Origin of the sequence: Micromonospora halotolerans, from assembly GCF_032108445.1 — a bacterium.
In the GTDB taxonomy this organism is placed as follows: domain Bacteria; phylum Actinomycetota; class Actinomycetes; order Mycobacteriales; family Micromonosporaceae; genus Micromonospora; species Micromonospora halotolerans.
This window is the reverse complement of record NZ_CP134876.1, coordinates 3330294-3342264: the sequence shown is the minus strand read 5'-3', so window position 1 is coordinate 3342264 and position 11971 is coordinate 3330294. Positions and strand designations below refer to the sequence as shown.

General features: G+C 73.5%; 12 protein-coding genes. 4 read left to right on the top strand and 8 right to left on the bottom strand.

The genetic code is table 11. The features are described 5' to 3' along the window. Window positions 1–124: 124 nt before the first annotated feature. The 3 genes from RMN56_RS15960 to purN form a co-directional block, all read right to left on the bottom strand. Window positions 125–607, bottom strand: a complete 483-nt coding sequence (locus RMN56_RS15960; RefSeq protein WP_313724511.1) for a hypothetical protein — start codon at window positions 605–607, stop codon at window positions 125–127. Window positions 608–867: 260 nt separating this feature from the next. Next, window positions 868–2439 carry a bifunctional phosphoribosylaminoimidazolecarboxamide formyltransferase/IMP cyclohydrolase gene (purH, locus tag RMN56_RS15955; RefSeq protein ID WP_313724510.1) on the bottom strand — a complete coding sequence of 524 codons (1572 nt, stop codon included), beginning with the start codon at window positions 2437–2439 and terminating at the stop codon, window positions 868–870. Then, window positions 2436–3056, bottom strand: a complete 621-nt coding sequence (gene purN, locus RMN56_RS15950; RefSeq protein ID WP_262283143.1) for a phosphoribosylglycinamide formyltransferase — start codon at window positions 3054–3056, stop codon at window positions 2436–2438. The genes purH and purN overlap by 4 nt, the downstream gene beginning before the upstream one ends. Window positions 3057–3308: 252 nt before the next feature. On the opposite strand from purN, the gene RMN56_RS15945 reads away from it, so the two are divergent. After that, window positions 3309–3875, top strand: a complete 567-nt coding sequence (locus tag RMN56_RS15945) for a DUF4190 domain-containing protein (protein ID WP_313724509.1) — start codon at window positions 3309–3311, stop codon at window positions 3873–3875. 74 nt (window positions 3876–3949) lie between these two features. Here the strand turns inward: RMN56_RS15945 and RMN56_RS15940 are convergent, their stop codons facing one another. Further along, complete coding sequence (locus RMN56_RS15940) at window positions 3950–5242, bottom strand: cell division protein PerM (protein WP_313724508.1); 1293 nt, start codon at window positions 5240–5242, stop codon at window positions 3950–3952. 159 nt (window positions 5243–5401) lie between these two features. On the opposite strand from RMN56_RS15940, the gene RMN56_RS15935 reads away from it, so the two are divergent. After that, window positions 5402–5671, top strand: coding sequence for a DUF4190 domain-containing protein (locus tag RMN56_RS15935; RefSeq protein ID WP_313724507.1), 270 nt, complete (start codon window positions 5402–5404; stop codon window positions 5669–5671). A 57-nt stretch (window positions 5672–5728) separates the two neighbouring features. On the opposite strand, the gene sucD is transcribed toward RMN56_RS15935, so the two are convergent. The 4 genes from sucD to icmB form a co-directional block, all read right to left on the bottom strand. Beyond that, window positions 5729–6616: a succinate--CoA ligase subunit alpha gene (gene sucD, locus RMN56_RS15930; RefSeq protein WP_262283139.1), complete on the bottom strand. Its 888-nt coding sequence runs from the start codon at window positions 6614–6616 to the stop codon at window positions 5729–5731. 2 nt (window positions 6617–6618) lie between these two features. Then, window positions 6619–7797: an ADP-forming succinate--CoA ligase subunit beta gene (gene sucC, locus RMN56_RS15925; protein ID WP_313724506.1), complete on the bottom strand. Its 1179-nt coding sequence runs from the start codon at window positions 7795–7797 to the stop codon at window positions 6619–6621. Window positions 7798–7983: 186 nt separating this feature from the next. Further along, window positions 7984–8937, bottom strand: a complete 954-nt coding sequence (locus RMN56_RS15920) for a hypothetical protein (RefSeq protein ID WP_313724505.1) — start codon at window positions 8935–8937, stop codon at window positions 7984–7986. Window positions 8938–9399: 462 nt separating this feature from the next. After that, window positions 9400–9804 carry a coenzyme B12-dependent isobutyryl CoA mutase small subunit gene (gene icmB, locus RMN56_RS15915; protein ID WP_262283136.1) on the bottom strand — a complete coding sequence of 135 codons (405 nt, stop codon included), beginning with the start codon at window positions 9802–9804 and terminating at the stop codon, window positions 9400–9402. 386 nt (window positions 9805–10190) lie between these two features. On the opposite strand from icmB, the gene RMN56_RS15910 reads away from it, so the two are divergent. Both RMN56_RS15910 and RMN56_RS15905 read left to right on the top strand, forming a co-directional pair. Beyond that, window positions 10191–10901, top strand: coding sequence for a M23 family metallopeptidase (locus RMN56_RS15910; RefSeq protein WP_313724504.1), 711 nt, complete (start codon window positions 10191–10193; stop codon window positions 10899–10901). A 250-nt stretch (window positions 10902–11151) separates the two neighbouring features. Then, window positions 11152–11940: a M23 family metallopeptidase gene (locus RMN56_RS15905; protein WP_313724503.1), complete on the top strand. Its 789-nt coding sequence runs from the start codon at window positions 11152–11154 to the stop codon at window positions 11938–11940. The last annotated feature ends 31 nt before the right edge of the window (window positions 11941–11971 follow it).

Below are 11971 nucleotides of genomic sequence, written 5' to 3'. Positions count from 1 at the left end.
GAAGACGATGGACGGACGGCGCGCGGGGGCGCCTACCGCTGTCGGACGGTCACCGTCCGCGAGGGACCCTGGGCCGGCGGAACGCCCGGACGGACCTCGGGTCACGTCCGGCGAGGCGGGCGGGTCAGGCGGAGGCCGGTGGGCCGCGGGTGGCCAGGGTGCCGCGTGGCGGCAGCGGGAGGGCCGGCTGCGGGCGGGCGATCGCGGCGGCCACCCACTCGGGCCTGCCGCCGACCTGCTGGTACGCGGCCGGGAGGACGTCGTCCGGTCCGTCGCCGGCGGTGACGCCGGCGCGGTGGTCACCGCAGGGTCCGCCGGAGAACTCGGTCCGCAGCTCCGACGGAGCGTCGCCGGGCGCGCGAGGCGCGGCGGCGGCCCGGGGGTCGCCGGAGGGCGGGGCGGCACGGCCCGGCGTAGGGACCGGTGTATCGACGGCCGCCCGTCCGTCCGGTGGGAGGACGGCGTGGCCGCCGTGGTCGATCGACCGCTGTACGGCGGTGACCGCCGCGCCGGGCTGATGGTTCTCCGTGCAGGCGGGCGCGCCCAGGCCGGCCAGGACGAACGCCACCGCGGCGACGACGGTGCTCAACCGGTCGACTGCGCGCATGGGCAAACCTGTCCGAGGGGGTGGCCGCTCGAGCGGGCGGCGCGACGGCCGCGGGGCGGGAGCGAATCGAGCAGAGAACGGGGAGGGTCGATCGCTTGCTGCCGGACAACGCTAGCAACAACTTTCACAACCCGGCAATGGTGGACAGTCGTCCTTTCGGCTGGTCAGCCGTCCACTCGTGACATCGCTCGGGCCGCGGCAGGCAACACATGAAACAGGGGCGCGGCCGGTCGGCCGCGCCCCTGTCGGGTTCGTCGAGATCAGTGGAAGAAGTGCCGGGTGCCGGTGAGGTACATGGTCACCCCGGCCTCCTTGCAGGCGGCGATGGTCTCCTCGTCGCGGATCGAGCCGCCGGGCTGGACGATCGCCCGGATGCCGGCCTCGATGAGGATCTTCGGGCCGTCGGCGAACGGGAAGAACGCGTCCGAGGCGCAGACCGAGCCGCGGGCGCGCTCGGCGCCGGCCCGGCTCACCGCGAGCTGCGCCGAGTCGACCCGGTTGACCTGGCCCATCCCGACGCCGACGGTGGCGCCCTCCCGGGCCAGCAGGATCGCGTTGCTCTTCACCGCCCGGACCGCCCGCCAGGCGAACGCCAGGTCGCGGAGGGTGGCCTCGTCAGCCGCCTCGCCGGTGGCCAGCGTCCAGTTCGCCGGGTCGTCACCGGCGGCGTCGATCCGGTCCCGCAGCTGCACCAGCACGCCGCCGGTGACCTGCCGCCACTCGGCCGGCAGCGGGTCGAAGTCGGGGGCCCGCAGCAGGCGGATGTTCTTCTTCGCCCGGAGGACCTCCAGGGCGCCCTCGTCGAAGCCGGGCGCCACCAGCACCTCGGTGAAGATCTCCGCGACCTGCCGGGCCAGCTCCACCGAGACCGGCCGGTTGACCGCGATCACCCCGCCGTACGCGGACACCGGGTCGCAGGCGTGCGCCCGGCGGTGCGCCTCGGCCACGTCCGCGCCCACCGCGATGCCGCACGGGTTGGCGTGCTTGATGATCGCGACCGCCGGCTGCTCCGGGAAGTCGTTCGCGGCCCGCCAGGCGGCGTCGGCGTCGACGTAGTTGTTGTAGGACATCTCCTTGCCGTGCAGCTGCTCGGCCTGCGCGAGGCCGGCCGGGCTGGCCGGGTCGGCGTAGAGGGCGGCCGCCTGGTGCGGGTTCTCGCCGTAGCGCAGCACCGCCTGGCGGCGCAACGCCAGCCCGGCGAACGCCGGCCAGCCGTCGGCGGCCGGCGCCAGCTCCCCGGCGAACCACTCGGCGACGGCCACGTCGTAGTCGGCGATGTCCGCGAACGCGCGGGCTGCGAGGGCCCGGCGCTGGGCCAGGGTGAAGCCGCCCTCGGCGAGCGCGTCCCGCAGCGCCGGGTACGCCGCCGGGTCGGTCACCACGGCCACCGAGGCGTGGTTCTTGGCCGCGGCCCGGACCATCGCCGGACCGCCGATGTCGATCTGCTCGACGCACTCGTCCTGGCTGGCGCCGGAGGCGACCGTGGCCTGGAACGGGTAGAGGTTGGACACCAGCAGGTCGATGCCGGCGATGCCGTGCTCGTCGAGCTGGGCGGCGTGCGCGTCCTTGCGCAGGTCGGCCAGGAGGCCGCCGTGGATCTTCGGGTGCAGCGTCTTCACCCGGCCGTCGAGGATCTCCGGGAAACCGGTCACCTGCTCGACCGGGGTCACCGGCACGCCCGCGCCGGAGATCGTCGAGGCGGTGCTGCCGGTCGAGACGATCTCCACCCCCGCCTCGTGCAGGGCCCGGGCCAGCTCGACCAGCCCGGTCTTGTCGTAGACGCTGACCAGCGCCCGCTTGATCGGGCGACGGACGTCCCCAGTGGCGCTCATGGAACGGTGACCTTTCTGCCGGTGATCGTCCAACCTTCACGGACCAGCCGACCGACCTGCTCGACGAGCTGGCGCCGCTCGGCGGACTTGATGCGCTCGGTGAGCGTCTCCTCGTCGTCGTCGTCCCGCACCGGCACGGCGACCTGGGCGACGATCGGCCCGGTGTCCATTCCGGCGTCGACGAAGAACAGGGTGGCCCCGGTGACCTTCACCCCGTACGCGAGCGCGTCCCGCGGGCCGTGGATGCCGGGGAACGCCGGCAGCAGGGTGTTGTGCGTGTTCAGGTAGCGGTCCCCGAACGCGGCCAGGAACTGCGGGCCGACGAGCTTGAGGAAACCGGCGCTGATGACCAGGTCCGGCCGGTGCTCGGCGACCCGGGCGGTCAGCGCCTTGTCCCAGTCCGCCCGCGTCGGGTGGTCCTTCACCCGCTCCACGAAGGTCGGCACGCCGGCCGCGGCGGCCCGGTCCAGGCCGGCGATCCCGTCGCGGTCCGCGCCCACGGCCACCACCCGGGCCCCGTACGCGGGGTCGGCGGCGGCGTCCAGCAGAGCCTGGAGGTTGCTGCCGGAGCCGGAGACGAGGACGACGAGGCGGGCGACGGACGCGGGCTCGGTCACGCGGCAACCCTATCGGGCCTGCGGGGGCGTCCGACGCTCGGGCCGCGCCGCCGTTGGTGATCTCCCCCGTGGCGCCGGCACGATACGCTGCCGTCGCCCGGGGCGATGCGTACGCCCGGCCCCGGCGTCGGCATCGTGACTGACCTGGGTCCCGGGCCCGTGTGCCGCGGCGTCCCGTGTCCGGGCGGAATGATGAGCGGCGACAACCCGACCATGGACCGTTGACCCCCCAGTTTGAGGAGCGCCCCGCACATGCAGCCCGGTTACCCCGGTCAGGACCCGCACGGCCAGCAGCCGAACCAGGACCCGACCTCCCCGCAGTACGACCCGTACGGCCAGCCGCAGGCCCCGCAGTACGGGCAGCCGCCGCAGGCCCCGCAGTACGGGCAGCCGCCGCAGGCCCCCCAGTACGGGCAGCCCACCTCCGGCCAGCCCTACGGCCAGCAGCCCACCTCCGGCCAGCCCTACGGGCAGGACCCGTACGCGCAGCAGCAGCAGCCGTACGGCGCCGCGCCGCAGTACCCGCAGGCCGGCTACCCCACCGGCCAGGGCGGCCAGAACAACACGCTGGGCCTGGTGTCGATGATCCTCGGCATCGTGTCGATCCCGATGGTCTGCTGCCTCTACCTGGGGATCCCGATCGGCATCGCCGGTGTGATCACCGGTTACCTGGCCAAGCAGAAGGCGGACCAGGGGCTGGCCAGCAACGCCGGCCAGGCCAAGGCCGGCCTCATCTGCGGCGCGGTCGGTGCCGGTCTGGGCATCCTGGTGCTCATCCTCGGCATCGTCGCCAACGTGAACCTGCCGACCGAGCCCTGATCATCTCCGCTGGCGGAAAGGGGCGTCCCGCGATCGGCGGGGCGCCCCTTCATGTCTGCGGGCCCGGTGCGGAGTCAGCGGGTCGGGGTGCGGGTGAGGCTGCGGCCGGCCGCGGCGCCGAGGAGCGCGCCGACGGCGATCACCAGGGTGGCCACGCCCGCCACCGGCCAGGCAGCGGGGCCGATGTCGGCCAGCCGGCCGCCGCCGAGCGGACCGCCGGAGGCCGCCGCGGCCAGGCCGAGCAGCAGCCCGGCGACCGGGCCGGCGAGCGCCGCCGGGACCAGCAGGGTGGACCACCCGACCGGCGCGCGGTCCTCGGCCGCGAGCCGCAGCAGCCGCCGGGCCAGCAGCCAGCCGGCCGCCATGGCGGCCAGCACCGGCACCGCGAGCAGCGCGGCGCCCAGCCCGTCCACCGGGCCGCGCGGCAGGCCGGCCAGCAACGGTACGGCCGGCAGCGCGCCGACGGAGACCTCGCTGGTCCGCACCGCGGTGTCGGTGCCGACGGCGAACCCGGGACCGAGCAGGTAACTGACGGACCAGACGGTGGCATTGGGCGCATAGGCGAGGCTGACCAGCGTGATGCCCGCCTGACCGGCCACCCCGGTCCGGTACGCCCCGATCATGTCGGCCGCGTCGCCGCCCCCGGTGGCCACGGCCAGCCCGGCCGCCCCGGCGCCCGCGCCGAACAGCAGCAGGCCGGCGACCAGCCCGGTACGCACACCGTCGCGCAGCGCCGCCGGGGCACGGCGGGCCAGCAGGACCCACACGCCGGTGGTCCGCAGCGCGCCGACCAGGGCGGCGAGCCCACCGAGGACCGCGAAGGTCAGCCCGGCCCGGACCGGGGACACCCGCAACCCGCCCGCGCCGACCGCGAGGGCCGCAAGGGAACCGAGCAGCCCGTACGCGATGGCCACCGCGACCGCGGCGGTGAGCGCCCGCCCGGGCGAGCGGTTGCCCCGGGCGCCGACGGCCCGGCTGACGTGCACGCCGGCGCGGGTGAGCCGCCAGACGGCGAGCGCGGTCAGGGCGAGCGGCGTCAGGCCGAGCGGCCCGGCGGAGGTCTCGACCGGCACGCCGTGCCCGAGCAGCCAGCCGACGAGGCCGGCGCGCAGCGCGCCGGGCACCGAGCCGGCGTCCTCGCTGAGCTGGGCCAGGCCGAGCACCACGGAGACCGGCAGCCACGACGTCACGGCGGCCCACAGGGCCGCCACCCCGGCGGCGACGGGCAGCGGGGCCCGGCCGCGCGGCGGTTCCCCCGACCGGGGCGCGGGCACCCGCGGCGCCGGCCGGGCACGGCCGCTCGGCCGGGCGTCGGCGGCGGCCTCGGCCGCGGGGTGGCGGGGCTGGTCAGGGGTGACGCGTGACATCGGCTCTACTCTGGCATGCCGCGCGGGCGACGGCAGTCCGATACCGCCCCGGGACCGCGGCGAGTTCCCTGATCCATCGGCTCGGCGGCGCGGATCCGGTTTAGCCTCGGCCCAGGACGCGACCTTTCCTGTCGCGGCACCGACCGCTCGGAGGAAGCCGTGAACGCTCCGTATCCGCCGCCCACGCCGCCACCGGCCGCCGGCCGGGACCGGACCACCCTCTGGGGCGTCCTGGGGATCATCACCGGCCTGCTCTGCTGCGGCATCCTGGGCATCGTCTTCGGCTACCTGTCGATCCGGGACGCGAAGCGCTTCGGCAAGTCCCCGGTGCTCGGCTGGCTGGCCATCGCGTTCGGCGTCATCAACCTCATCGCCAGCGCCATCATCCGGTCCCGGGGCAACTACTACTCCCCGTACTGGTACCGGTAGGACGGGCGAGGGGGCCGACCGGAACCGGTCGACCCCCTCGGCACGTCACGGGACCGCTCAGCGGCCGGACATGATCTCCCGCATCAGCTTGGCGGTCTCGGTCGGGGTCTTGCCGACCTTCACGCCGACCGCCTCCAGCGCCGCCTTCTTGGCGTCGGCGGTGCCCGCCGAGCCGGAGATGATGGCGCCGGCGTGGCCCATGGTCTTGCCGGGCGGGGCGGTGAAGCCGGCGATGTAGCCGACAACCGGCTTGGTCACGTTGGCCTTGATGAACTCGGCCGCCCGCTCCTCGGCGTCGCCGCCGATCTCGCCGATCATGACGATCGCGTCGGTCTCCGGGTCCGCCTCGAAGGCGGCCAGCGCGTCGATGTGGGTGGTGCCGATGATCGGGTCACCGCCGATGCCGACGCAGGTGGAGAAGCCGATGTCCCGCAGCTCGTACATCATCTGGTAGGTCAGCGTGCCGCTCTTGCTGACCAGGCCGATCCGGCCGGAGCCGGTGATGTCGGCCGGGATGATGCCGGCGTTGGACGCGCCCGGCGAGGCGATGCCCGGGCAGTTCGGCCCGATGATCCGGGTCCGCTCACCCTGGGCCACGTTGTACGCCCAGAACGCGGCGGTGTCGTGCACCGGCACGCCCTCGGTGATCACCACGGCCAGGTCGATGCCGGCGTCGATCGCCTCGACGACCGCGGCCTTGGTGAACTGCGGCGGCACGAAGATGACCGTGACGTCCGCCCCGGTCTCCTTCATGGCGTCCGCGACGGACGCGAACACCGGCAGCTCGGTGCCGTCGAAGTCGACCTTCTGGCCCGCCTTGCGCGGGTTGACGCCGCCGACGACGTTGGTGCCGGCGGCGAGCATCCGCCGGGTGTGCTTCGAACCCTCGGAACCGGTCATCCCCTGCACGATGACCTTGGAGTCCTTGGTCAGCCAGATAGCCATTGTCAGACCCCCGCAGCTGCCAGCTCGGCGGCCCGCTCGGCCGCGCCGTCCATGGTGTCGACCCGCTGGATCAGCGGGTTGTTCGCGCCGTCGAGAATCGCCCGGCCGGCCTCGGCGTTGTTGCCGTCGAGGCGGACGACGAGCGGCTTGGTGGCCTTCTCGCCGCGCTGCTCGAGCAGCGCCAGCGCCTGCACGATGCCGTTGGCGACCGCGTCGCAGGCGGTGATGCCGCCGAAGACGTTGACGAAGACGCTCTTCACCGACGGGTCGGAAAGGACGATCTCCAGGCCGTTCGCCATCACCTCGGCGCTCGCGCCACCGCCGATGTCGAGGAAGTTGGCCGGCTTGACGCCGCCGTGCCGCTCACCGGCGTACGCGACCACGTCGAGGGTGGACATGACCAGGCCCGCGCCGTTGCCGATGATGCCGACCTCGCCGTCGAGCTTGACGTAGTTGAGGTCCTTGGCCTTGGCGGCCTGCTCCAGCGGGTCCACCGACGCCTGGTCGACCAGGGCCTCGTGGTCCGGGTGCCGGAACGCGGCGTTCTCGTCGAGGGTGATCTTGGCGTCCAGCAGCAGCAGCTTGCCGTCCTTGGTCGTGGCCAGCGGGTTCACCTCGACCAGCGTGGCGTCCTCGGCGACGAACGCCTGCCACAGCTTGACCGCGACCTCGACCACCTGGTCGGCGACCTCGGCCGGGAAGCCGGCCGCGCTGACGATCTCCCGCGCCTTGGCCTCGTCCACGCCGGTGTTGGCGTCGATCGGGGCCTTGACGACCTTCTCGGGGGTCTCGGCGGCGACCTGCTCGATGTCCATGCCGCCGGCCACGCTGGCGATGCAGAGGAAGGTGCGGTTCGCCCGGTCCAGCAGGTACGAGAAGTAGTACTCCTCGGCCACGTCCGCGGTCACCGTGATCATGACCTTGTGGACCGTGTGACCCTTGATGTCCATGCCCAGGATGTCGGTGGCGCGGGCCACCGTCTCCTCCGCGCCCTCGGCCAGCTTCACGCCGCCGGCCTTGCCGCGGCCGCCGACCTTCACCTGCGCCTTGACGACAACCCGGCCGCCGAGGCGCTCGGCGATCGCGCGGGCCTCCTCCGGGGTAGTGGCGACGCCGCCGGCGAGCACGGGCAACCCGTGCCGCTCGAACAGGTCCCGCCCCTGGTACTCGTACAGGTCCACGATTGCGCGTCCCGTCCCGTCTCCGCGGCGCGCCGTCGCGCCGCCACCAGCGTTGGAAAATCAGTTTGACGCCTGTCATCAGATGAGACAGGCCATTTGCCGCAGCCTAACGAGATGGGAACCGGCGGCAACCGAGCGGGTGCACGGTGTGCGGTAATGCACAGCCACCTCTGCGTCGCGCCCGGTTCAGCCCACCCGGCAGCGACCGGCCGCGTACCCGACCACGGCTCGCATGATCTCGTCCTCGCTCCGGTCGGCGTGGTTGACGGTGGCGGTGAAGCCGGTGCCGAAGAAGGCCTGCTGCATCCCGGAGTCGAGCGCGGTGAAGGCGCCCAGGCCGCTGCCGACCCGCGGGTCCCGGGGCTTCACGCAGAGCATCTTCTCCAGGCTCCAGCGCCGCACGTAGATCCGCTCGACCAGTTCCCACGGCAGCCAGATCGCCTGCCCCCGGGTCGGCCGCGTCTTGATCCACAGCCCGGCGGGCCCGAGCGCCAGCACCGGTCCGCCGGAGGAGACCAGCCAGAGCTGGAGGCCGACCGGCACGGCGAAGACGAGCATGACCACCGGAATGATGGCGAGCAGCCCGACGCCGCCGCCCTCCGACGACGCGGCGAGCCCGATCGGGCACGCGATCACGAGGCCGATCGCCAGGGTCACCAGGCCGAGGGTCAGCGCCCGCTTGCGCAGGCTCGGCCGGACCACGAACGGCTGGTCCTCCGGGATCCGCTTCGCGGTCGGCACGGCCGGCGGCTGCCCCGGACCGACGCCACCCGGGTGATACGCCTGCTGCGCACCCGGCCAGCCCGGCGCGGGCTGCTGGTGCGGCGCGCCGTACTGCTGGTGCGCACCCGGCCAGCCGGGCGCGGGCTGCTGGTGCGGCGCGCCGTACGGCTGCTGAGGGCCGGGCCAACTCGGCGCGGGCTGCTGATGCGGCGCCCCGTACGGCTGGTGCTGGGCGGGCCAGCCGGGCGCGGGCTGCTGGTGCGGCGTACCCCAGCCGCCCGGACCCGGTTGCTGCGGCGCCGGCGCTCCCGGTCCCGGCTGACCGTGCTGCTGCGGCGCCGGCCACCCGCCGGGAGGCGGGGGCGGCGAGGGCTGGCCGCCCGCGGGGTCGGGCTGCGGGTACGGCGGCTGGGTCACGGCGGGCTCCCGGCAGGGGTCGTCGACCGCGGGGACGCGGTCCGGCAGGCACACCATACGGCCGACTCCCGCGCCGCGAGGGCCCCTGGGATCCGGCCCGTCCGGTGGGCCCGGACGCGGGCCGTCAGCCGTCCGGGGGATGTTGGGGAAGGGGCGTAACCCCCTGTTGGGGGCGTCGTTGAGTCTGATGTCGGAGCGCTGGTAAGGCGCGACGGCGGGAGCGGCCGATGCCCTGTCGGTCGAGGGGTGGCGGCGGGGCATCGTGCATAGAGGGGCCGGGCGTGTGAGGGGTGCGTCCGGCCCCTCCCCCTGCCCGCACAACGGCGGCCCCGACCCGGCGGCCCCGGATCAATTCCTCGCCCCGCTACCGACCTGATGTCGTGAACGACTCACGGTTGGCTGAGCCCGTCGACCGCGCTGAGCCGATGAGGCCAGCACAGACCCGCTCATCACGGGACAGGGTCAGGCGACCGGCTGGGCGACGTTCTCCCGGACCCACTCCACGATCGACTGGGTGGTGGCGCCGGGGGTGAAGATCTTGGCGACGCCGAGCCGCTGAAGCTCCGGGATGTCGGCGTCCGGGATGATGCCGCCGCCGAAGACGACGATGTCGGCCGCGTCGCGCTCGCCGAGCAGTTCGAGGACACGCTTGAAGAGGGTCATGTGCGCGCCGGAGAGCACCGAGAGGCCGACCGCGTCGGCGTCCTCCTGGATCGCGGTCTCGACGATCTGCTCCGGGGTCTGGTGCAGGCCGGTGTAGATGACCTCCATGCCCGCGTCCCGCAGGGCACGGGCGACCACCTTCGCGCCCCGGTCGTGGCCGTCCAGGCCGGGCTTCGCGACGACGACCCGGATACGAGAGCTCATCAGCGCACACCTTTCACCGGCTCCGGCAGTCCTGACCTGAACGAACGGTAACCCGCCCTGCCCGGGGCCGGAAACCCGGGCTGCGCCTTACCGCCCGGGCTCGCGCGCGGGAAGCCGGACACCTCCGCCGAACGGTCACTGTCCGCGACGAACGGGCGGTTGTCGGGCCACCCGACCGGCGGCACGAGCTGTGACAAGAGGGGATGGAAACGGACAGAACGAAACGCCAGTTCGGCGCTTCAGCTTGTGACAGGAGTGGCAGTTGGCTAACGTGTCCACGGTTGTCATCAAGTCCACGGACGGGTGACGACGCGACACCGGAGGTTCGACCGAGCTTCACCGAACGGTCCGAGGTCGCATCGGATCCCCGACAACGGAGGGTGTGCGTGCGCCAGCGCCTGTCGTCTGAGCCCGATAGATATCGCGGCCGCCGCCGCGTACCCACCCCCCCGCGGAGCCGCTACGCCGCGGTCGTCACCACCGCCTTCGTGGGAGCCGGCATCGTCGCCCTCGGCGCGAACGCCCTCCCCGACGCCAAGAGCGTCAGCCCGTCGGTCCTCGACGAGCTCAAGCAGGCCTCGATCACCAGCCAGGACGCCGCGGCCCGGGCCGACAGCGCGGACCGCGCCACCCGTGACGACCGCGGCGGCAAGACCGCCGCCGAGCAGGACACCTGGCTGCTCCCCCTGCACGGCTACGACTTCCAGTCGCCCTACGGCATGCGCTGGGGCAAGCTGCACACCGGCATCGACCTGGTCGCGCCGGAGGGCACGCCCTACCGGGCGATCCACGACGGCCAGGTCACCAAGGCCGGCTGGTTCGGCGGCTACGGCTACGCGGTGATCGTCAAGCACGCGGACGGCAGCGAGGCCATCTACGGTCACTCCTCGGCGGTGACCGTCAAGGAGGGCCAGCAGGTGAAGGCGGGCGACCAGCTCGGTCTGGTCGGCAACACCGGCCACTCCTACGGTTCGCACCTGCATCTCGAGATCCATGTCAACGGCCAGCCGCGGGACCCGGTGCCGTGGCTCGACGAGCGCGGTGTGAACATCCAGCTCGAAACCGAGGCAATCTACGCCGAGGTAGCCGCGTCCTGACGCTCCGTATCGCCCGTTGACCGCCCGGATCAGCCGATCCGGGCGGTTTCGTCTGTGTCAAAGTCTGCTGGATCACACCGACGAATGTGATCGGCACCACAGCGGTGCATGATCCTCTTCGGCAGGAAACCGCCCAGTCTGGCGCAAACCCGGGCAGGTGGTCACACCCGCCTCACCGGCCCTCCGGAACCCCGTACCCGTCGCCACCCCGGCCGACACCAGTATTTCGAGGTCACGTGCCCCTCGACTGATGAAGGTTTCCGTGCAGGAAGACAGCTCCATCCAGAACGAGAACACCCCGGACATCGCTCCCGCCCGGCACCGGCGCCAGCGCCCGGTCCGGCGTACCGCATATTTCGTCGTCGGCGCGGTGGCCCTGCTGGGCCTCGGCGTCGGGGGTGTCTCCGTCGCCACCTCCGGCCACGGCGCCCCCACCCCTGCGGCGGTCGACTTCGACGCCCAGGCGCGCGCTGAGGCTGCCGCCCGTGCCGATCGCTCGGTCCGCGAGTCCACCGCGCCGGTCACCCCCTCCGCCACCGCGTCGCCCAGCGCGAGCGCGGCCAGCCCGCAGCCGACGAAGCCCGCCCCGGCCACGCCGACGCCGAAGCCGAAGCCGAAGAAGACCACCAAGCCGACGCCGGCCTGGGTCATCCCCATGAAGGGCGCCGAGATCACCTCCTGCTACGGGCAGCGGTGGGGCACCCTGCACGCCGGCATCGACTTCGCCATGCCGTCGGGCACACCGATCCACGCTGCCGCGGCGGGCACCGTGGTCAAGGCCGGCGACGCCGGGGACGGCTACGGCAACTCGGTCTTCATCGACCACGCCAACGGCTACCTGACCCACTACGCGCACCAGAGCCGGCTGATCGTCGGCGTGGGCGACAAGGTGAAGGCCGGCCAGGTCATCGGATACGAGGGCGCCACCGGTGACGCCACCGGCCCGCACCTGCACTTCGAGGTGCACAAGGGTGCCATGTGGAACCAGATCGACCCGGCGCCGTTCCTGCGTGCCCGGGGCATCGACGTGGCCTGCTGACGGCCACGGCACGAGGGAGGGGCCCGGTCCG

Bases quoted from the DNA above. Each gene is read 5' to 3' on its own strand.
- RMN56_RS15905 (WP_313724503.1), top strand. From the start codon at position 11,152: ATGAAGGTTTCCGTGCAGGAAGACAGCTCCATCCAGAACGAGAACACC.
- purH (WP_313724510.1), bottom strand. From the start codon at position 2,439: ATGAGCGCCACTGGGGACGTCCGTCGCCCGATCAAGCGGGCGCTGGTC.
- RMN56_RS15945 (WP_313724509.1), top strand. From the start codon at position 3,309: ATGCAGCCCGGTTACCCCGGTCAGGACCCGCACGGCCAGCAGCCGAAC.
- RMN56_RS15960 (WP_313724511.1), bottom strand. From the start codon at position 607: ATGCGCGCAGTCGACCGGTTGAGCACCGTCGTCGCCGCGGTGGCGTTC.
- RMN56_RS15940 (WP_313724508.1), bottom strand. From the start codon at position 5,242: ATGTCACGCGTCACCCCTGACCAGCCCCGCCACCCCGCGGCCGAGGCC.
- icmB (WP_262283136.1), bottom strand. From the start codon at position 9,804: ATGAGCTCTCGTATCCGGGTCGTCGTCGCGAAGCCCGGCCTGGACGGC.
- sucD (WP_262283139.1), bottom strand. From the start codon at position 6,616: ATGGCTATCTGGCTGACCAAGGACTCCAAGGTCATCGTGCAGGGGATG.